The following is a 19,490-nucleotide window of genomic DNA, read 5'->3' as shown; positions in this document are numbered from 1 at the left end:
CTCAGGAATTGGGTTTAAAGCCGGTGGCCACGTTCAGGAATCGCTTCGACAGATCATCCTGAGTCATGAAGCCGTATGACAGCGCGCGGTAATTCTTGCTGCGCGGGTCAACCAGGAAGAGCGCCGGAAAGTGCGTGATATTCATCGACCGGGACTGTCCGGTGTCCGGACGACTTTGTGGCAGGGTGGCCGCAACCTGTCCGTCAACCGATACCGGAATAAGTGAAATCCCGTTGGTTTTCGCAAAGTCAGCCACCACGCCCGCCATCTGCACATCGATCGGGTCACTGCCCCGGTAGAAGTAGAACAGACCATACTGCTGCGCCAGCTGCTCCACGGCGCTCTGCCGCGTCTGCTGGTCGCGGGTCTGCATAAACGGCGCCATGCTGTTGTAGTGCGGATACTCCAGGTTGTAGTCGAGATCAGGATGGCTCAGTTGCGCCGCCGCAAAGGACTGGCTGAACATCGATGCCCGGTCTGTCCAGAACTTCTGCCAGCGCAGGAACGTCGCCGTGTTTTCCCGTGAGGGGAACAGGATGGCGCGGTTAAGCGCCTCCTGTGTGTACCCTTTAAGTACCCGGGCCTGCTCCATTGGGGACATCTTACTGAGATCCGGAATGGCCTGCGGTGCTGGCTGCTGCGGTTTCCGGGGCTGCTCAGGGGGCTTTTTCGGTTCGTTGTACCAGGACCAGCCTGTGAACGGCTCTGCCGGCGTCACAATCTCCTCGGCCATCACCGCATGGCTCGCCAGCGCCATGAGCAGGCCACAAAGGACACGCTTCATTTACCACCTCCCTGCTGGTTCACCTGCGCGGCAATGCGTTCCTTAATCTGCTGAACCTGCGTGCTGGTATCGGGGATTTTCTGGTTCTTCATCAAATCCTCGTAGAAGTCAGAGAAGTTGATTTTGTCGAAGTCGATGCTCTGCAGCTCCGGAACGGTGATCCCCCGGCAGTTCGGGCTGTCGCCGCTGCCGAACTTAACGCCCAGCTGGTCGCGACGCCCCTGCTCCTGAATGATGCGGGCAAGCTTGCCGTCAAAGACGCAGTAGACCTGACTTTTCTGGATGCAGGCACCCAGCACCTTGCGATCGCACCGCTCGCCGACGCTGACGGTGATTTTCTTCGCCTTCGCCTTCCCTATAGCCTTTTCTTCATCATCACATGCGGCCAGTCCGGCACTTTGTCCCCAGCCAGAGTCTTTGCAGCAGTTAGAGAAACCGGCAAAGGCCTTACGGCAGCGCATGGCTTTCCCCGTGAAGGCTTTTACCTCAATGGAGCTGCTGGCGTCTTTTGCATCTTCCGCTGCCGAGGCAAGACCTGCCAGTTTTGCCACCGCCGTATCGAAACCGCTGCTTCCGGCACCATTGGTGTCATCACACTCGCCTGACTTACAGATGTAGTCGCCGCCGCAGACCAGGCCACCCGACTGATGCGTGGTCTGACACTGGTAGGTGTAGCTCATATGGGTACACTGCCCGTCGGTCGATTCAGTGCAGGTGTTGCCTGCCGCCGTACAGGAGGGGTTTGTCATCAACGTTCCGCAGGTTCCCGTGGAGTCTGACGGTACGACATAGTTATCGGTGTACTCCCAGCAGTCGCTGTAAACGTCATAGCTCTGGCCATTGTTAACAATGGTTTTATTTCCGCCCGGAGAGGTGCAGGTTGACGTGGTTTTTTGCGCCTTCGACATATCCAGACCGCAGGATGAAGTCCAGTTCACTTCGGGGACAAAAGTGGTCTCGACGGCATTCATAACGAGGACCAGCGTGAAACCTGACGCGCCGGACTGGAAATCCGCTATCTGCTCCCGGATATGTTTTCTACAAACACCCTGATTTCCGCTGGTACATCCGGTGCTTTGATAGGAACCGGCAGGTAACGAGCCCCCCTGCGACAACGGTGTCCCCGGAGCGCCCGGCATTTCCCAGTTAAAGGCTTTTCCGACAATCGTCTGACTGACGCCCCACCAGGAGATTTTCCCGGCATTGACATCGCGATCCGCCCAGTAAAAATGCGCGCTGATCACCGGTCCTGATGCCGGCGCTTTAAAACTAAAACTGAAGGAAGTACCGTTGTTCGTGAAAACAACATCGCCATTGGCCGCCGTCAGTGTGAACGTTTTCTGCACTGTCGTGGTGGATGTATGTCCGCCAGGTGTTGCAGTTCGTGAGCAGGCTTCCACTGAGGCCACATCCTTGTCGCAGGTGTAATTTTCAAAGGTGGTTTTCGATACTGTCACCTCCTTACACTGGTTCGCGGTTCCGTTAAGCACACCGTCTGCGCCGGCTTCGGCATTTTTACCGATAGTGATGAAAGGGGCCTGTGGGTCGATGGCGGGCGTCGGGTTCGTTTTTCCGGAGTTGATAACCGACTGTGCTGCGTCATTACCCTGCAGCGCGGCCTGCCCTTTGTTGGCCAGCCCGCCGTCTCCGCCATCCACACCGCCGTAATACCCTTTCTCCGGTGGGTTAGCGGTATAGCCTGGTATTGCTCCTGTGACGGTATCCGGGTTTTTCAGGGCTCCCGTCCCGGCGGAAGCATTGCCTTTGCCAAAGCTCGCTCCCGCTTCAAAGGCAGGATCAGCTGCGCCAGCCAGGAGCGGAAAAAGCATCAGCACCGTTGAAAGTATTTTTTTCATTTCGCGGCCTCCAGAAGATGGCGTGCCGTTGCCGCACAATCACCACTTTCTGCCACTTTTTCGAGAGCCTGCTGCAGGGGCAGACTTCCCCGAATTACGTCATGGTGGCCAGGACAGGTCACCACCAGGGCGGGTACCGTGGTGATGTTGTACTGAGTAAACAACGTTGGATCGATTTGCACGCCGGCGTCCTTGTCCTCCTTACTCAGCTCAAACATGGCCGCCGCGGTCTGTCGCATGTCGTTATTGACCAGGCCGCGCAGCGTTGGCGGAATGTTGAAACGGCGGGCATCCTTCAGCATGGGTAGCAGACCTTCACGCGGAATACCGAGGCTCACAAAGTAAATAGCCGGGAACGTGTCTTTTTCCCCCATCGTGTTGTTCTGGGCTGCGATATCGCCCTGCAGGCGGTTTATCAGATCCTGTTGCCGCTGCGGCAATACGGGCGCGGCCGCCGGATGGCCCTGCAGGTCTTCCTTCATCGCTGCCAGCGCGTCCTGCTGACCTTTGATCCAGTTATGGTCGGAGACGGAAATATCGGTCTGAGCGCTCGCCAGGGCCAGCGGCGCGAAAGCAACCATGACGCTGATCGTCAGCGCCCGGAGATAAGCGTTTTTCATTGTCATGTCCTTAAAGGAATACGCAGTTACGTTTGCGCCAGAAGAGATAGCCGAAGTTCTTTTTGGAGGATGGAGAGTTATGCGTTGTGCCCCAGAGCTGCGTGCTGGCCCCGAAAGGATGACAGTTACCCGGTTCGGGGTACATGTTGACCATCTGGTATCGCCATCGCTCTTTCGGGATGATCGGGGATGGATACTGGTTACATACGGCGACGTCCGCGCCCACAGAGTTCCAGACCAGCCCCTCACGATGCATCTTGAATGCCATTCGCTCTCCAACCAGAAGAGAGGCCTCGAGCGGAGAAAACTCACCGCTGGTATAGCCGGTTAGCGGGTAGATAGACCCCTGACTTCCCGCGCACCAGAACAGCGGAGACAGAGGAAGACCCGCTGATGAAGCAGCTGCGTCAGCAGCGCAGGCCCCCTGAGCTATCAGGTTGCCGAATAGCGCTGCCTCGGGGTTTATCAGCATCGAGAGCGTACTGTCATTCCAGAGAGGATCGACTTCGGAGAGATAGGCTATATCCATGTCGCCGGTTTGCAGACACCCCAGACTGGTGATGATGTTCAGCCAGAAAATCAGCGGGTATTTGTACCAGTGGACATGGTAGAAGGTACCGGCAGCGGGACGGTCACTCTGCCCTGCGGTTCCCGTTCCCGTTCTCCCGAGATCGATTTTAAAGCCCCCCATGTTGACCATGACGCCCGGCTCACGGGTTACATCCACCATCGCCATTGGCTCCCAGAACCCGATGGCCAGACCGATGCGGTAAAACACACCATATGGGCAAATCTGGATCGGCGAAGCCGGGTTGTTGGTATCCTTTTGGGGGCCAGCGGCCAGCTGAATATTGCCGAGCGTCATCGGAAACAGGCACTTCCAGCAGACATCGCTTATCGGGTTAACCCAGCGGCCGTCACCGGCGTTACTGGCTGCGGCCGTTGCCTGGGATGGCATACAGGAAATAAGAACCAGTAACACACCGGCCAGCCATGAAAAGTGCTTCATTTCACCTCCCGCAGCCATACACAGACCGGGCCGTCCTCAGTGTCATGAATGGAGCCAATGAACCAGCCTTCGCCCTCTGGCGCGGAAGGGAGCCAGTCACTGATGTTTTGTTTCCCCTTTTCCCAGTCGGCGATCACCTGGGGAGGCGCGTCGTTTTCCATCCAGCGGGTGGCACAGGTCAGATTGTGCTGGCGCATCCAGTCGCCAAATTCAGTCTGTGTGACCTCATCACTGGCCGGTGCAAAATAATGAGGGTGCGTCCAGAAGCCATAGCGGTCACGGGTAACCGTCACCGGCCTGACAGATTCAGGGTGAGTCATGGGGTATCTCCGGGAGTGCCGCAGCCACCGGACGGCGGGAGGGCTTAAGAAATGGTCAGTGGTTTTTGGCTTTATCAGCCGCTTTCATAATGATGGCCAGGCGTTGTTCCTGGCTCATTTCGTACAGGGCAAGAATGGCTCCGCGCAGCACGTGAGAGGGTTTGTACAACGGGTTATCGTTGAGGATTTCATCCAGCTGTCGGGCCGAACCCTCATCGTGACGTACTGACGAGATGGTGACATTCCGGCCCTTTTCAGTATCAGGGTCTTTTTTCATGGCGTTACCTGGTCGGGGGTTAATCGGAAACCGGGATGGCATTCAGGCTGAGGCGTAGCGCAACGCAGTGAGCACCGAACATCCTGAAGGGCAGCGCGGTTGTATCAGGTCGTGTTTTTTGCAGGCGTCACGGCGAAAGCGTAGCCGCTGTCATCTTCGTAGCATGCTCCGCTGGATTCCCCCTGTTCTATCCTGCGACCCGCTTCATCAATATAGAAGGCAAGTGCAGCCGGGGTATAAAACCTTCCTGCCTGCGCCCGGACAATGAAATGCCGGTATTCTGACATCCCCGCCGGAGGGAATTGGCCTTCGGAGATATCGTCAGGAACATCATTTCCAGACGGTGAACTAAACCAGCCTGGCGCCACCTTTACCTGTCTCTGATCGGCCCCATAACACAGTTCACTGTTAATTACCTTTCCTGCAATACGTTCCGGTGTTTCAGGAAATGAACGCTGTTTTTTCACTTTTTCAGCCACATCGTTGATGATTCTGACGACATCCCGCGTAAGGACAGACTGTTTTGCACTGACAGTTATGGTGACCTGTTTTAACGGAAAGTTCGTCGGGACAAATTCAGGCACCGGTTTTGTGATGTACCACCCTGCACTTTCACTTCCGCGAATCAACACACTAAGCCACATGCCGGCATAACCATCGTTCACCGCCGCGTCTTCACTGTCTTTTACCTGCTGCTCAGTCACTCTCGGCGTCATCTCCAGCAGACGCGCCCGGAAAACCCGGCGGCTGAGCTTATGCCGGTCTGCCTCTGGCAATATCCAGCGCTGTGATTTATCCCGCGTCAATAGGTAACCTGCTTCAGTCAGGCCTTTCTCCAGCTCAGTCAGCATCACCTGATAGCATTCGCGGTTAGCAAAGGCGTGAACCGCTTCGGCATGTCGGGCACCGCCAAATTGCGCCAGAGGGACGGGTATTCCCGGTCTGCTCTCCCGCGCACGGCGTTCACGGCGTGCATCTGCAAGATGCTGAACAACAATCCAGCCAGCGAGTAGCGCAACGACGACCAGAATACCGGTCATGCCCTCAGTATCACGCAAACATGTGAGCATCCCCTGCAGCCCCTGAGGGCCGGTGAAGCAGCTGATTAACGCCATGCGTTCATCTCCTCCATTCTGTTACGGATAAGCCTGACGAGGTACAGGGGAAACGCCTCATCCCGTTCTTCCGGCGCTATAGGCTGACGCTGGTTATTCGCACACCACTGGTGCCAGGCACCGGCGATCAGCGCCGGTTGCCATGAAGCGATTTCAGGGTACAGCTGACAGAGGCGATTCACTTCCTCTTCACTGCCTTTGGTATCAGCATTGAAACCTGTCATGTGCTGAGACACAGACGGCGCAGCGGTATTGTGTATCAGTGACATTCGGCGTTCTCCTGCCCTTCACCTGCAAACAACCTGTCGAGACGCTCGGAAAGTGACAGCGTCTGGCCCTTTTTACGTTTCGCGCTGTCCTCGGCCCGCATGTTCTCCAGTAAGAGGTGAATGATGTAGTCCGGGAAACGTTCATCACGTTTCGACGCCTCCCGGCTGTCCTGCTGGTTCTGCTCACACCAGTGGAGCCAGGCTTTGGTCACCAGTACCGGATGCCAGGAGTCAATTTCGGGGTACAGCGTCTTCAGCCGTTCTGCTGTTCCCATGCGAGGAGTTATCTCAGCGGGTTTACGCGGTTTTCTGGCGTAACGGCGATGGGATGTAACCGCCTGCCGCATTTCGGGAAACAGGTCACCTAACGTTGTTGCACTCATTTTTTCGCTCCTGATACCGGAATTTCTTCCACTTTCATCACGCGGCCATCGCGCGATATCCGCACGGGGATGTGTTCAAAACCGAATTTACGGGTCAGTACGCCAGACTGGTCGAAGTAGATACGTTCATTAAGCGCATCACTGGTTTCTTTGATGTTGCCGTTCACCAGGATGACCTTTACGCTGGTCTGACCGGCGAGCTGCTGTCGGGTCCAGTTCACCTGCTCCTTATCATCGCCGTCGATAAAAAAGAGCACCTGGCTGAAGGGCACCTTATCCAGAGGATTGACCGTATCGCCCTTTCGGGCGATCACGTTGCCCTGCATGTCAGTGATGGTCTCCTTCACGGTAAATGTCGGGTCCCAGGCAAAGCTGCGGTATTCCTTCGCTTTCGTGAGCCCTTCCACCGGCGTCGGACGTACTGCATGCTCCTTCACTCTTTCCGTTGCCTCTTGGCGCAGACGGTCAAGTTCGCCAGTCTGCTCCATTCCCTTCAGGCGATTCTGGATAAACGCCAGCATGTCCTGCTCTGCAGGCTCGAAGACGTTGCCCCAGGTTCCGAGATCTTTCGCCCCGCTGCCGGCGGAGAGCATCAGCAGCATCATACCCATCAGCTTCAGTCGTCTTTTCACTGGCCCCCCTGAGTGCGGCGCGCAATGTCGGCACGGATCTCATTCGTGATATCCCGCTGGTCGCTCATCACCGCCGGTTTAACCAGAATGATGGCGTTATGTGAGGCCTGCCATTCACCGAGACTCTCTGACAGCGCTGAATTGAAACGCGTTGTCAGCACCCTGGCCTTGTCTTCATCGAGCTGCAGTTGCGCGGACTGCTGCATGAACAGGTCGACTGTCCCCTTCATATCGAAGACCACCACCTCCGGTGTGACGGCTTTCGCCGTCACATATGCCACACCTGTCATGGCCAGCAATCCTGCCAGCCCCAGCATGCTGGCTTTAACCCAGCGGGATGTTTTGCTGGCGATAGTTGCACCATCGTTGACGGTATCGACGTCATACGGCTTGTCCTGTTGTTCACTCATGCTGCTTTCACCCATTCTTCAAGTTCACGAAGTTCATTGCCGAATTTCTTCTCCGCCAGCAGATATGCAGCTTCCTCCGCAGTGGCCCCGGCTTCTCTCTGCAATTTCTGCATGAAGGCAAAGTCCTCACCACGCGAGCTGAACATGGCGCGTGTGACGGGGTCGACGAACAGACGGTGGAAGGAGCTGTATTCCCCGGCGTTTATCAGCAGGGAGCTGTAGCCGGTCTGCAGGGCTGGCTGGAAGCCACGGATAACTTCTTTTTCCATGTCCGAGAACTGATCCGGGTTATCGGCAAGGTACTGTTTAAACGCCTTCGCATCCTGCAAGAGGGTGATTTTGGTGGAACTGTTGTTCCAGGCGGCTTCCGCTTCCTTACTGGCGCTGAAGTCCTTGATGCCCTGGGTGATAGTGATAAACGCGCCACGGTGACGACGCACGGTTCGGTAGCCGGTTTCGATAAACCGTGCCGCGTGCGGGTTGGAGCCACCCAGCAGACGCCAGGCCTCGTCGATGATGCAGACTTTTTTGAGGTCGCGCGGGCTGTGGTACATCTTTTCCTGAATCGCCAGAATGAGCGAGAACAGGATCGAGGAGAGCAGCTTCGGCTTGTCTTCCAGACTCAGCAGCTCCAGTACCGCGAAACGGGTTTCACCATCGAGCGTAGGGGTGTCGGCGTTAAAGTATTCTCCGTCCGGCCCCCAGGTGCAGTAGGTATCGAGCAGCATGGCCAGCTCAGCAAGGCGCGAGATGATGGTCGGCTTGTCTGCAAACGCCTGATTCACATCCTCGTTAGTCAGGTAATTATGGACGTCGTCGATACGGGCTTTGTTTGCCTTTTTCTCCCACGCATCCATTACCGCTTTCTGCAGGATCGCCTCGCAGACGCCATCAAGCGGCTGCGTCGGGCTGGCAAGTACCGTCAGCAGACGCACAATCCCTTCAGCAGAGTGCTTGATGTCTTTGACGTTGGCGAACGGGTTAAAGCGCAGTTTAGAGCCATCGAGATAAACCCCACCGGCCTGATGACAGTAGTTTTTGTAGCTGTCCCCCATGTCAATAACCCAGCCGTAACCGCCGGCGTTTAGTACATCGCGCAGCACCCCCTGTATCAGAAACGATTTACCTGCCCCGGACGTCCCGGTAACCGCGATGTTGAAGTTGGTACTACCATTCTCCTCGCCAAACATGTCGTAGAACGCGACCTGGTTGCGGTAGGTCGGCAGCGGCATACCTACATTCGACAACTGGCGTTCGGCCACGACCGGCATCAGGCTCACCGCGTTCCATGACTTGGCGCGCAGCGTCGCGCCTGTTGTTTTCAGGTCTTCCCACATCCCTTCCTGCATGACGAACGGGAAGCCGGCCAGCCAGTTACGCATCTGCTGGTACTGTATCGTTACCATCTCCAGCTCGTTCTTGCGGAACACGTTCACGGCAGCCAGCTCACAGGCCTGTGCATCAGTAGTGTTGTCCGGCGCGAACAGGGTCAGGTTAAAATACGTGTTGCAGAGTGCAATTTCGTTATTGTTCAGTTGCTCACGGGTACGTCGCCATTCTTCTGCGGCCCTTTTGGTGCCGGGAAAAAGTGCGGCGTAGGCTGAGTTGGCCTTTTTGGACAAATCGGTATCTTTACGAAATGCCTCACTCTGGCTTTTCGTCTGCTCCTCCAGCTCCGTCGTCCAGGTCAGCATAAAGGGACAGGGTATTCCGAGGTCAGGAAAGCGCAGGTTCTGCAGATTGTCAGCCCCCTGCCACAGGGCGAAGCGTTTAGGCGTTTTAGCAAGCTGCATGTTGATGATGCGGCATGCCGATGCCGGCAACCGTGTCCCGCGCGCGTCGATGGTCTCGGGCAACGTCATCCGGAGATGCGACGGATAGACATCAAGCCCTATACCCTGATCAACCACCTGGCGGTTCAGCTTTTCATCCTCGTTGTAGTCGCCTGAGGACGTCAGCACCTGTTCCTGGCGGTAGTTCATCTGCTCGCGTACCGCAGACAGGAAGCCGTTCACATCGACGTTCACGCTGTCGATGCGCGCAGCGCCCAGGGAGACGCGGATGGTGTTGCGGATCTGAATCAGGTCATCAATCACCCGTTGTGTCTGGGAAGCGCGCTTCAGCGGCTGACCATAGACAAGAAAGATACGGTAGTTACGCAGGTAAAGCGGGTAATCGCGTTCGTTGGCCAGACCGTGCAGCGCAGAGCGCTGCCAGAACGCGCGGGTGATTTTATTGAGGTGATCGGCCATCCCTCCTTTCCACATGTCGTTACTCACACCGCGATCGATACGTTCCCCGACACACTTGCTGGCGAGCATGATGACGGTGACGGGAGTCTGGCGGGGCAGTTTTTTGCGCAGCATGTCATCGAGCGCGGCCATCACCTGTTCGTTCGCGCCAGGCAGCGGGGCGGCTTCCATGATGAAGCCTGCAGAGCCGGCGTTGACGAAAATCTCATTGATGTCGTCGTAATACCGGTACGGCAGTGCCGCAACCAGGGACGGGTAGCCCCACGTCTGGGAAAGATTCTCGCGGGCCGTGGCGGCACCGTCTTCCTCTTTCCCGTTTTTCAGCATATCCATCAGGTTGTCGACAAAACTCATTTTCGACCCTCCGCAGCGGCCCGGATTAACTCCAGGCGACGCAGCTTCTCTTCGTTCATTTGCCCGGATAGCGGTGCATCACCGGCTGTTTTAATCTGCCAGTCACAGCTCACGCTCAGAACGGCCAGCGTTTCATCGTCGGTATCGACTGACTGTGTGGCGGTGATTTGCGTCGTTCCTTTCCGTGAATGGACTAACGATTTCGCCAGATGATCGATGCCGTTCTTGCCGGTAACGTAATGGCTGCTCATTCCCCGCCCTCCCCGATAACGCGGTAGCTCTCATCCCAGTGGGATTTGTTTTTCACGAACTCAACCACAGCCGGCTGATGAAAGTTGTCGTCCGTGTCCACCCAGGGGGCAATCCACAGGCGCTGCGTGGCGTCAGGAATACGCTGAACCGGAACGCGGCCCGCCGTGTTAACCGGCACGGGGGTCGCATGACTCGGCGTGGCCAGCGGCGTGACCAGTGAGCCGGATGTTTTCGCGGGCGCAGTGGTCAGAGGCCTGGCGGCGGTGGTTCCGGTTGCTGCGACGGAGACAGGACGGAACGGATTCACGACCGGTGCCGAATTGCGCAGTGCCGGCAGGGTTTCACCCGCAGGCTTTTTTGCGGTTTTCTCTGCCGTCAGGTCATCCAGACTTTTACCCTGAGCGGCCAGCTTGTTGGCCTCACCGGTGGTCAGGCACTGGTCAGTAGCAGTCTTGTTACAGTCGAAATCAGAATTGAGACCGGCGCAGCCGGTCAGTGCGCTGCACAGCAGTGCAGCACCCAGTAGTTTTTTCATGGGGTAACTCCGGTTTTAATTTAAGGGGTATTCAGGGAGGGGTAATACTCAATTTCAATTATTTGCAGTTGCACTGAATCACAGTGAAAACCAACTGCACAGCAAGGCTGCCAAACACGCCGGCATAAAATAAATCCAGCGTCAGAAAGTTCAGGTTCATCTGGATAAAGCCATAAATACTCGCCACTATCAGCATTCCGCCCCACGGAACGACTGAACCATACATAAGAAACCCACCATCGAGTTTGTTAAAGGCTGAGTCGCTAAAGCATACGAGGAACAAGCTTAAGAGCAGACACACTCGCCAGGAGACCCAGCCCATATCACCCACGCCTTTAAGATTGAGCACTGCCCACACTGTCAGTTCGATAGTGAATACCAGTGCTGGAATCAGGATATAGCGATAGTTGTGCAGGATTTTGAGTAATGGATAGCGCGCCATGTTGGCAGACATAAACACTCCAGTGAAATGAATTACAGGAAGACGTTGATGACATGAGCAAGTGCGCCTATGGTCATCAGGGTGAGTAACACTGTGAGCCCTCCAGTATGGTTGTAAACAGAAACACCGGTCGCTCCGGCTGTTATTACCAGTAGTGCAATGGCTCTCGTACGCTTCATTCCTCTCCGATTTTCTCGTTACCGTCAGTGACTTTATGGAGGAACTTCAGGTCAGGTTTCTTTTCTGGCCAGACGGTCCTCACTTCTTCCTGATACCAGTTGCTGACAATGCTGACCTTCAGCCCCTCCGTTTCGGCCTGGTGCTTAAGATGTTCCCAGGCGGGAAGATTTAAGGGTTCATACTCAGAAAGCATCCTGTCGAACACCCCCGCCCAGCTTTGGTTGTAGCGGGGGACAATTCGCCTGCATATCCATTGAGTCAGAAATAGCCAGAAAACCAGGAAAACCAGCGCCCACAGTGAGAGGTAGTACGAAAGAACCGGCCCCCCAACACCGAGAAAGATGGCAACCACCAAGAACATGTACCTGCTTGCTGCCGGAGTGGGCCGACCAGCCTCCCAGTCAGCAATATGCATCCGCATGCTCCTGAGCAGGTTGTTATTACGCTCTTCGTCACGCATTCCGGCTTCCCCCACGAAGAGCGGCATCAGAAATGGCGCTGAACTCCGCGTCCAGCCACTTTCTGAGTTCTTTCTGCGTCAGCTCATCCTTATGAAAAACAGAGAGGGCCAGGGTGCGCATGGCATCAATATCAAGCGGCTCATATGACCGAATTTTCTTCTGTATTTTCTCTTCCCATGTTTCACCAGTCTGTAGCAACCCGGCCAGAATCAATGCCATTCCTATTGCAAAAGAAACCACAGTAAGCCTTTGATTGCCTGACCAGAAGCTGAAAATCAACATCCCTGTAGCGGTTAATGTCCCGACCCAGAATATCCAGTGAGGCTTTGTTTTTTTTCCAGCCATCCAGCGGTTAAGGTCCTCTTCGATACGCTTTAGTTCGCTTTCGCGCCTCATGGAACCTATATCATTCATTTGCCCTCCTTAGTTGATGGTGTCACCCAGACGCAGCTGGCTGGCCTGGCGGAGAACATCATCAGGGTTGATGTTGCCGACTGAGGTGGTGCTGGATGCAGTGGTCTGGCTCGCCGGTTGAGGAGTCACGGCGTTCTGCGCGGCGTTGCCGGCTTTCTGCAGTTCCTCTTTCGCTTTAGCGTCCTCAGCGTCTTCCAGGGTTTCAAGGCGGAAGCCCTTCTGGAACACGACAGTTACCAGGTTGCCAGCACCGATATCAATCACGGGGTGATACTGCTCGGCGCGCTTAATCCAGTACTGGCTCAGCGTGTCGGCCGCCTTACTGGCTCCGCCGCCTATACCCTGCTTAAACACGTCGCCGGCACCGACATCCGCTGTGGCACCGAGGCCGACAGATGGTGTTGCCGCAGATTTGATGCCTTCACCAAAACCTGACAGGAGGCCAGCTGCACCGGCGTAGCCGACAATCATGCCGTTCCGCATGACTGGCTTGCCACGAACGCCGCCTTTCCCCTGATAGCTGACATGGCCATCGAACTCCATATCGACGTGCTTGCCGTTTTTCAGTACGCAGCTGAGTGATTTCGTCCGGACAATCCCGCGCTCGCTGGAGATGTCACCCCAGATTTCCCCCACCACAAAGCAGCCGTCTGCGCTGTATTCTTTGTTGTTCGGCATCTGGATATTGCCCAGCAGTCGGATGGTGACGGGCTGGGTGTTCTGCTGGCCGGTAACACTGGCGTTGGCGTCGGCCCCTTCAATCATGATGGCGTCAGAGAAGGAGCCTGACGGAATCCAGGGAAGTTTTGTTGGCTTTTTCTTCAGGCTTTCATAGCTGAACTTTGTGGTGCTCAACCCACCTGTCATTCTCTGGCCAGAGCCGCCCGGGTAGAACGCTGCGCCCTGCCCCATATTCACACCAGTGGCGGCCGGTGTGCCTGATGGGGTCACGGTGTATTCGGGTGGCCGGGCCTGACCGGCAGCAACAGGACCGGGGAGTGGTGTTCCGTTCTGACCGGCAGGTGGTGTCTGCTGGCCAGTGGTCGTGTTGCTGCCGGGGGCTTTCGTTAGCTGGTCATTCAGGCGCTGAATTTCTTCATCCTTTTTGGCCAGTTGTTGCTCGGTGGTGAGCTTGTTCTGTGCAAACTGCTGGGTGAGCGTGGCGAGCTTGTCCTCAAGTGCGGAGGTCTTGGCCTGCTGCTGTGCCAGTGCGGCATCATTAACCTGCTGGTTAAACGCTGCCGTGACCACGCCAGTCATGTTTGGGGTGGCGACCGGCGCGGGGTGTTTCTGTTCCTGCTGATGTTGCCCGTACCAGATAACGCCGCTCGTGGCGGCGGCGCCTCCCACGATAACGGCGGCAAGAATGGCCAGCTGTTTGCGCCGGGTTTTCAGGTTTTTATTCAGACTCATGGGCGGGTGTCTCCGTCATCTGAAAACACAATCCAGGCGTAGCCTTCGCCGCCAGCGTAGAGCTGATTCTGCGACAGCATTACGGCCCGAACGCCCTTGCGCCAGAAATCGCGCTCGCGCAGGCTGCGGGTGATGCTGCCCGGGTTGCTCATCCGGAAGCGCACAACGCGCAGGTGGTTACCAACAAACTGGCGTTCCGGTGTCAGGCGTACATCACTGGCGGGTGTGTATGCAGGCATGCGGCTGACCGGATACTCCTGGTAGTCGTCCGGCACCTGACCGTTGACTACGGCGCGGGACAGTGCGACCAGTGTTTTTTCGTAGGTCTGCCCTTCTTCCCATGCCTTCGCATCGTCGTTCTTGCGAAGTGGTGGTGACATTGGGGTGAAGCGCAGTGTTTTGCCGTTACCCGGCTGCGGCCTGATGTTAAGGCTCAGGGATGAGCCGCGGTCGGTCTGAATAAACAGCGTGAAGTTCTGGCTGACAAGTGGAGACAGAATAAGTGCTCCGTCGTCGGTCTGGCTCTGGTCATAGGCACCGGTTGGTCCGCTGATGCTGGTAATGAGTTCTCCGTCGACAACAACCTTGCTCGGATTGGTGTTGCTGAGAGTGACGTTAAAGGCGGCGTCGTTCTCAAACGGAATGGCTGCGGGTGCGGAAGCGGCCCGGAGGCCGCTGGTAAATAATCCCGCTGCCAGAAACACAGCAGCAGCTGCCGGTGAAATACGAAATTTCATGGGCAGTCCTGTCAGTTGGTGGTGGATACCGGCTGGAGTTCTTCGAAGCTGTGGAGGTTAATCACACCGTTCTCATAGCTCAGTTTCAGGCGGTAGGTTTTTTCCTGGTCTTTCATTGGCGTGATGATTACGCCGTTAGTGGTGGAGGACTTCAGAACTCCGCTGTACTGCACGGAGCCATCATCCATGACGCGAATTTCTTTCGTGTCGAACTGGGTGGAAATGCCCGCTTTCCTGATGCGTTCAGCTTCAATGTCCAGAGCTTTCTTGAGTTCGTCCCGTTCGTCGGAAGGGACGAATCCAAGAATCATTTTCTGGTTGTTGTCGATGTTTTCCGGGGTGACGTTCAGTCGCCAGTAAATAAAGGAGGCGGCGAATTGTGTCAGGCCTGGGGCATCGACACCTTTTGAATCTGATGTGAAGGGGCGATTAAATGTTAATGGTGTGGTAATGGTTTTCTGGGTGGTGGCAAAATACCATGCAAGCGAACCTGTCAGTACGTTACCGGCCCCCATAAGTAAAGTTAAAGCTGAAAGACCAATAAACGCATAGCGGAGTTGTTTATCGCGCTCTCCTTTAATATTCAGTTTCATGAAAAACTATGCCCTCCAGTGCCGGAAACTTGAATCAGGTATCTGGCGAAAGGTTACTTTGAATAAAAGTGATGGCAGGTGCCAGTAACAGAAATTAAGTAACCAGTATGACCCCTGCCCTTTTTTCAGATATCTGACGATAAACCAGAGGATTCCCGCGATTACACCAAGTTCAACTGACAGGTTGTTAAGCACCCCCAGAACAATAAGGGGTGCGGTAACAATTAACTCATCAATTGGCAAACCTAAATAGCGGTCCTGCTGGTTCATTGTTTCCGGGAAGTTGTATTTATCCTCCTCCCCGCTCATCGTTTAACTCGCGATGCCGAAGGCTACACGGGTAAAGATGATTGCCATTACGATACCGACGAATACCAGCGGTGAGCGGGCCTTGATGTAAATAAACAGGCCCATGATGATTTCGGCAATGTAAAACCATTTAATCAATGAAGAGCCAGAACCGAAGGTGGAATTAACCGTGGTGTTCTGTGAGGAAAGAAGGTCGGTGCCGCCAGCGAATGCCGGGTGAGTGACCATAAGTGCAATTAAAAAAGCGCCTGCTGACTTTAAGTAAAATTTAGTCTGGCGATTTTCGCGTGCTTTGCGGAATAAAGACGCTACCGCCCATCCCTTACCGACGTTAAGGGCACTGCCTTTGGTTAACATGTTTGTTTTCTCCGAAGTAAACAAAAGTGATTCGCGTAAGTGCTTGTTTACGCGGGCGCAATTGTCCCATGACCCTAAAAAAAAAAAACTGTGACGCATGTCACACTTTTTGGAATCATTCAGATTTATCCGAATATGTAAGTGAGTAGGCTTTGTTGACCAGAAAGTATGGAAATGGCCTCCGGGATCTATAGCTATGAAAGTTAAAGAGAAAATGTGGGATGGCCGCGGCCGTCCACGTAAGTTCCAGCCGGGTGAAGCTGTGGAGTGGCGATTGCGCGCTCCGGATAATCTGCTTATGGAGCTGAGAATATGTGCCAGAGCTGGCAACAGGAGTGTGAATGAGGAAATTATTGCCAGGCTTTTGTTGTCGCTGAATTATCAGCCGGGTAAGCCTGTGATTAAAACAGCGGAGGGTGAGAGGCTCATTGCGCTGGCGGTGAGATTTGAGGAATGGCTTGGAAAATTACTTGATGGTGAATCCGTTGATGCTGTGAAGGAAGTTAATATCCCGCTCAAGCAAGAGCAATTGTGGATGTGGCGTGAGGGTGAAAGAATTTTGCTTCCGGGCAAAACAACCGGATATAGCATGCGTATTCCTGAGAACCTTGCGGATGAAATCAGGGCAATGGCGAAGGTGCATAACCGTAGTCTTAATGACGAAATGCTCACCCGCCTGATGAATACGCTGGGTTATTTCACGGAAAGGTTACTTGACCAGAACGAGGATGCGCAGGCACTTAAAGTTCTTTGCATGGAGTTCGAGGTGTTCCTGAAGGAAAAAATAAGGGAGGTGGAGAAAAGTGACCTTCCCTGGGATGAAAAGCCGTCTCAGTGATCGATTCTGGCCGGAGTGTTCCGGCCAAAGAAGTTATTTTACCCTGCCAGGAAGTGGTCTTTTTCGGCTTTATCTTCCGCATCGTTAATTGCACTGATGTTGGTGTTTATTAGCTCTTCCAGTTTCACGCCAGAGTCGGGACCTTTGAGAGTAACGAAGATGTCAGAGACAAGGGCAGTCAGAATCATAATACCTTCTCGTGACCCGGAGACTTTCTTTATAAGGTCGCGCCTAAAACCATCCAGGTCAAATGAGCTTCCTTCTTCTTTCGATTTGTATACCATTAGCCCAAGGCGTACTAATTCGTTGACTATCGAAGAGTAGTTCATCTCAGAAGAGGTGGCCCCTTTCTGTAGCTCTATTTCAAGAATATCATGTATTTCGCGGTCAATTTTGTCTTTAAAGTAAATGTTCTTTCTTGGCATAATAGTTTCTCGATGTTCTAATGCAGTGCCTGATGCGGCACTGCAATGGCGAACTTTAACAGCTATCCGTGGTGCAGGGTTCTGGTAACCAACTGATTTTATATATGACTCATCCCTAAATATGTGTGCTAATCAGGCACTACGGTGTGTGTGCATTAGGCACTATGATGTGTGTGGTTCAGGCACTATCTGCTTTTAACTTACTCTATTAATTGAATACACACAATCCCCACACTTCAGAGTGCTGTATTAGCACACATTGCAGTGCCTGATTAAGCACTGCAATGTGTGTCAGTCCACACACCTTAATCGCACATACTCAAAAATCACGAAATAAAACACACATCATGCCACTGAATTTAAAGAAAAAATCTGCAAGACGAAGTCTTGCGTGGGGTGTGATGTTTTAAAGGGTTAGTAAAGAGCGGCATGTTAATACCGTCTACCGCTCTGGCATGTTTATTTCGGACAGGTGTTAAATCCCTTCAGGAGAGCGCTCACGCGCGTTTGTAGTGAATTTACTTGATTACGACGATCCGCCGGGGTATTTTTTAAAGCGCCTCGCCAGAGCCCGTTTATTTCGCTAAAAGGCCAAACCATGAAAATATCGTTACTGCCTGCTGCTTTACTGACTCTTTCACTATCTGCTGGCGCAGCTCCGCAGATGTGCTTTGATCAGGCCGGGAAAGATTACCAAATTGATCCGCTGCTGCTTATGTCAATTTCGATTAAAGAGAGCCATCTGGTAGCGGATGCGATAAATGGATCAAACAGGAATGGAACGGAAGATGTCTGCGGTATGCAGGTGAACAGTTCCCATTACGGTAAACTTAAAAACTTCAATATTACCCGTGAGCGCCTGTTAAATGATCCATGTATCTGTGTTTATACTGGAGCATGGGTACTGGCGCACAACTTTCGGTCATACGGAAAAAACTGGGACAGCGTGGGGATGTATAATACGGGACCGAGCAAAAAGCTCATTGTACAGCGCAAGGCCTATGCACAGGACATCAAAAATATATATCGTGTATTACTGGCCAGAAAAAAGTTACTTTCTGAACGTCTCGCGCCAGCTGCGGGAAAGGAGCATGATATTAAAATTGCAGAAACAACATCGTCACATAGCGGGCAGTAAAAAGCCGCTCTGTTGAGCGGCTTAATTTTCATGCCTTCAGTTTTGCAAACTCCTCCGCCATTTTCCAAAGCACCTGATTTAATTTGATGTCACCATCTATTCCGGTGACTTCCCGCGTTCTGGTCATCTTCCCTTTTTCCGTTCTGCCACGAATTCCCCCACGGATCACATTTTCCTGCACCACGTTAAACGTGGTCCATAAATCCTGGCCTCTGTCGAGCACACGGCGAGGGTTAATAATTTGCTCCGGTGTAATCGGCGCTGGTTTTCCATCGTATTTAAGTTCCAGGGCGGTCGCACCAAAAAGGCGCTGCTCAGGCAAAGTGAGCTGAATGCTTTTCATGAGGTCTATATTTTCATCAACCGCGTCTAATGTTTTCAGCACCGTGTAAGCGCCTTCAATAACCTGCCCGACAATATCCCCTTTGTGGGGTACGCGGATTTCACCAAAATCCTTCCATGCAACCAGACCATTACTGCAAACCTGACGGAACATACCGGGGATCATTTTATAGCTGCTTGAACCATCATGGCTATTCAGCAGAATAATTTCCGGTACTTCTTTTCCGTTAATCTGGTCATGACGGCGCAGGCGAAGCATATGCTTTGTAAAGTCGCGTTTATCCTGGTCGCGTGTACGTGACTGAGTGGCATAATATGGCTGAAAACCTTCATCACGTAAGCGATCAAGAATGTTAATGGTCGGGATATACGTATAACGTTCAGAGCGTGAATCGTGTTTATCCGATGAGAACGCGCTGGGAACGATGCGCTGTAATTCATCATTAGTCAGCGGACGGTCTTTACGGATCGAGGTAGGCATACGATAACGGCTTGCGAAACTGACCATTTTTATTTACTCCTGATTATTTAGTTAGAGATGAAGAAATAACGCGGTGAAAATTATCCATCGGCATTGCAGCTGCCACCGGGCGACCATCTACAAACCAGACAGAGATATAATCCGGGCATTCGTCATTTATTAACGTCAGCTCAGTGGCATTCTCTGGCGGCGTAAAAATTGCCGGTTGTGGCTCCCCTTCCGATGCTGCCAGGACCCAGCAAAACAGATCCGTGAACTGGGACATGGTGAGGTTTGAATCACATCTTCCGGT

Annotated in this window: 26 protein-coding genes and 1 pseudogene; 2 read left to right on the top strand and 25 right to left on the bottom strand. The window is 53.8% G+C overall.

The annotated features are described in order from the left end of the window. Position 1: 1 nt before the first annotated feature. From traF to E0L16_RS20320, 22 genes are all read right to left on the bottom strand, one after another. Positions 2-784 (bottom strand): type-F conjugative transfer system pilin assembly protein TraF, encoded by a 783-nt coding sequence (traF, locus tag E0L16_RS20425; protein WP_047959887.1) that lies wholly within the window; start codon positions 782-784, stop codon positions 2-4. Further along, on the bottom strand, positions 781-2,640 hold the full coding sequence (traN, locus tag E0L16_RS20420; protein WP_069733719.1) for a type-F conjugative transfer system mating-pair stabilization protein TraN: 1,860 nt from the start codon (positions 2,638-2,640) through the stop codon (positions 781-783). Before traN ends, traF begins: the two co-directional genes overlap by 4 nt. Further along, entirely contained in the window at positions 2,637-3,260 is a 624-nt protein-coding gene (gene trbC, locus E0L16_RS20415) for a type-F conjugative transfer system pilin assembly protein TrbC (protein WP_069733718.1), read from the bottom strand. Before trbC ends, traN begins: the two co-directional genes overlap by 4 nt. A gap of 10 nt (positions 3,261-3,270) precedes the next feature. Further along, entirely contained in the window at positions 3,271-4,269 is a 999-nt protein-coding gene (traU, locus tag E0L16_RS20410; protein ID WP_015572105.1) for a conjugal transfer pilus assembly protein TraU, read from the bottom strand. Further along, positions 4,266-4,589: a hypothetical protein gene (locus E0L16_RS20405; RefSeq protein WP_069733717.1), complete on the bottom strand. Its 324-nt coding sequence runs from the start codon at positions 4,587-4,589 to the stop codon at positions 4,266-4,268. Before E0L16_RS20405 ends, traU begins: the two co-directional genes overlap by 4 nt. Positions 4,590-4,644: 55 nt before the next feature. Continuing rightward, a complete protein-coding gene (locus E0L16_RS20400; RefSeq protein ID WP_015572104.1) occupies positions 4,645-4,866 on the bottom strand; it encodes a hypothetical protein in 222 nt (73 codons plus the stop codon). 104 nt (positions 4,867-4,970) lie between these two features. Beyond that, positions 4,971-5,981, bottom strand: a complete 1,011-nt coding sequence (locus tag E0L16_RS20395) for a hypothetical protein (protein WP_069733716.1) — start codon at positions 5,979-5,981, stop codon at positions 4,971-4,973. Further along, complete coding sequence (locus tag E0L16_RS20390) at positions 5,972-6,250, bottom strand: hypothetical protein (protein WP_069733715.1); 279 nt, start codon at positions 6,248-6,250, stop codon at positions 5,972-5,974. The genes E0L16_RS20395 and E0L16_RS20390 overlap by 10 nt, the downstream gene beginning before the upstream one ends. Then, positions 6,241-6,633, bottom strand: a complete 393-nt coding sequence (locus E0L16_RS20385) for a hypothetical protein (RefSeq protein WP_131638075.1) — start codon at positions 6,631-6,633, stop codon at positions 6,241-6,243. The genes E0L16_RS20390 and E0L16_RS20385 overlap by 10 nt, the downstream gene beginning before the upstream one ends. Further along, positions 6,630-7,265, bottom strand: coding sequence for a type-F conjugative transfer system protein TraW (gene traW, locus E0L16_RS20380; RefSeq protein ID WP_069733714.1), 636 nt, complete (start codon positions 7,263-7,265; stop codon positions 6,630-6,632). The genes E0L16_RS20385 and traW overlap by 4 nt, the downstream gene beginning before the upstream one ends. Next, the gene (trbI, locus tag E0L16_RS20375) at positions 7,262-7,675 is read right to left on the bottom strand and encodes a type-F conjugative transfer system protein TrbI (protein ID WP_015572098.1); all 414 of its coding nucleotides are present in this window, start codon (positions 7,673-7,675) and stop codon (positions 7,262-7,264) included. Before trbI ends, traW begins: the two co-directional genes overlap by 4 nt. Beyond that, positions 7,672-10,281, bottom strand: coding sequence for a type IV secretion system protein TraC (gene traC, locus E0L16_RS20370; RefSeq protein WP_015572097.1), 2,610 nt, complete (start codon positions 10,279-10,281; stop codon positions 7,672-7,674). Before traC ends, trbI begins: the two co-directional genes overlap by 4 nt. Continuing rightward, complete coding sequence (locus E0L16_RS20365; RefSeq protein WP_015572096.1) at positions 10,278-10,532, bottom strand: hypothetical protein; 255 nt, start codon at positions 10,530-10,532, stop codon at positions 10,278-10,280. Before E0L16_RS20365 ends, traC begins: the two co-directional genes overlap by 4 nt. Continuing rightward, positions 10,529-11,068, bottom strand: coding sequence for a type IV conjugative transfer system lipoprotein TraV (gene traV / locus E0L16_RS20360; protein ID WP_015572095.1), 540 nt, complete (start codon positions 11,066-11,068; stop codon positions 10,529-10,531). Before traV ends, E0L16_RS20365 begins: the two co-directional genes overlap by 4 nt. A gap of 58 nt (positions 11,069-11,126) precedes the next feature. Beyond that, complete coding sequence (locus E0L16_RS20355) at positions 11,127-11,522, bottom strand: hypothetical protein (protein ID WP_015572094.1); 396 nt, start codon at positions 11,520-11,522, stop codon at positions 11,127-11,129. Between the two features lie 163 nt (positions 11,523-11,685). Next, positions 11,686-12,150: a hypothetical protein gene (locus tag E0L16_RS20350; RefSeq protein WP_126497522.1), complete on the bottom strand. Its 465-nt coding sequence runs from the start codon at positions 12,148-12,150 to the stop codon at positions 11,686-11,688. Next, on the bottom strand, positions 12,143-12,565 hold the full coding sequence (locus E0L16_RS20345; protein WP_015572091.1) for a hypothetical protein: 423 nt from the start codon (positions 12,563-12,565) through the stop codon (positions 12,143-12,145). The genes E0L16_RS20350 and E0L16_RS20345 overlap by 8 nt, the downstream gene beginning before the upstream one ends. 9 nt (positions 12,566-12,574) lie before the next feature. After that, positions 12,575-13,978 (bottom strand): F-type conjugal transfer pilus assembly protein TraB, encoded by a 1,404-nt coding sequence (gene traB, locus E0L16_RS20340; RefSeq protein ID WP_015572090.1) that lies wholly within the window; start codon positions 13,976-13,978, stop codon positions 12,575-12,577. Further along, positions 13,975-14,715: a type-F conjugative transfer system secretin TraK gene (gene traK, locus E0L16_RS20335; RefSeq protein WP_015572089.1), complete on the bottom strand. Its 741-nt coding sequence runs from the start codon at positions 14,713-14,715 to the stop codon at positions 13,975-13,977. The genes traB and traK overlap by 4 nt, the downstream gene beginning before the upstream one ends. 11 nt (positions 14,716-14,726) lie before the next feature. Then, positions 14,727-15,308, bottom strand: a complete 582-nt coding sequence (locus E0L16_RS20330) for a TraE/TraK family type IV conjugative transfer system protein (RefSeq protein WP_015572088.1) — start codon at positions 15,306-15,308, stop codon at positions 14,727-14,729. Between the two features lie 6 nt (positions 15,309-15,314). After that, entirely contained in the window at positions 15,315-15,617 is a 303-nt protein-coding gene (traL, locus tag E0L16_RS20325; protein ID WP_015572087.1) for a type IV conjugative transfer system protein TraL, read from the bottom strand. Between the two features lie 3 nt (positions 15,618-15,620). Further along, positions 15,621-15,974, bottom strand: coding sequence for a type IV conjugative transfer system pilin TraA (locus tag E0L16_RS20320; protein WP_015572086.1), 354 nt, complete (start codon positions 15,972-15,974; stop codon positions 15,621-15,623). A 196-nt stretch (positions 15,975-16,170) separates the two neighbouring features. Between E0L16_RS20320 and E0L16_RS20315 the strand changes: the two genes are divergently transcribed. Beyond that, positions 16,171-16,812: an Arc family DNA-binding protein gene (locus E0L16_RS20315; RefSeq protein WP_063136877.1), complete on the top strand. Its 642-nt coding sequence runs from the start codon at positions 16,171-16,173 to the stop codon at positions 16,810-16,812. A gap of 38 nt (positions 16,813-16,850) precedes the next feature. Here the strand turns inward: E0L16_RS20315 and E0L16_RS20310 are convergent, their stop codons facing one another. After that, positions 16,851-17,237, bottom strand: coding sequence for a relaxosome protein TraM (locus E0L16_RS20310; RefSeq protein ID WP_023338043.1), 387 nt, complete (start codon positions 17,235-17,237; stop codon positions 16,851-16,853). 598 nt (positions 17,238-17,835) lie between these two features. Between E0L16_RS20310 and E0L16_RS20305 the strand changes: the two genes are divergently transcribed. Then, positions 17,836-18,375: a lytic transglycosylase domain-containing protein gene (locus E0L16_RS20305; RefSeq protein ID WP_063136878.1), complete on the top strand. Its 540-nt coding sequence runs from the start codon at positions 17,836-17,838 to the stop codon at positions 18,373-18,375. A gap of 28 nt (positions 18,376-18,403) precedes the next feature. On the opposite strand, the gene E0L16_RS20300 is transcribed toward E0L16_RS20305, so the two are convergent. Together E0L16_RS20300 and E0L16_RS22135 are read right to left on the bottom strand one after the other, a co-directional pair. Beyond that, the gene (locus E0L16_RS20300; protein ID WP_063136879.1) at positions 18,404-19,225 is read right to left on the bottom strand and encodes a DUF932 domain-containing protein; all 822 of its coding nucleotides are present in this window, start codon (positions 19,223-19,225) and stop codon (positions 18,404-18,406) included. Between the two features lie 16 nt (positions 19,226-19,241). Next, positions 19,242-19,490 (bottom strand): annotated as a pseudogene (locus E0L16_RS22135) (hypothetical protein); the annotation flags it as partial.

Source organism: Enterobacter quasihormaechei (assembly GCF_004331385.1).
GTDB classification, from domain to species: Bacteria; Pseudomonadota; Gammaproteobacteria; order Enterobacterales; family Enterobacteriaceae; genus Enterobacter; species Enterobacter quasihormaechei.
The sequence above is the reverse complement of the archived record's forward strand: the minus strand, read 5'-3'. Positions and strand labels throughout refer to the sequence as shown.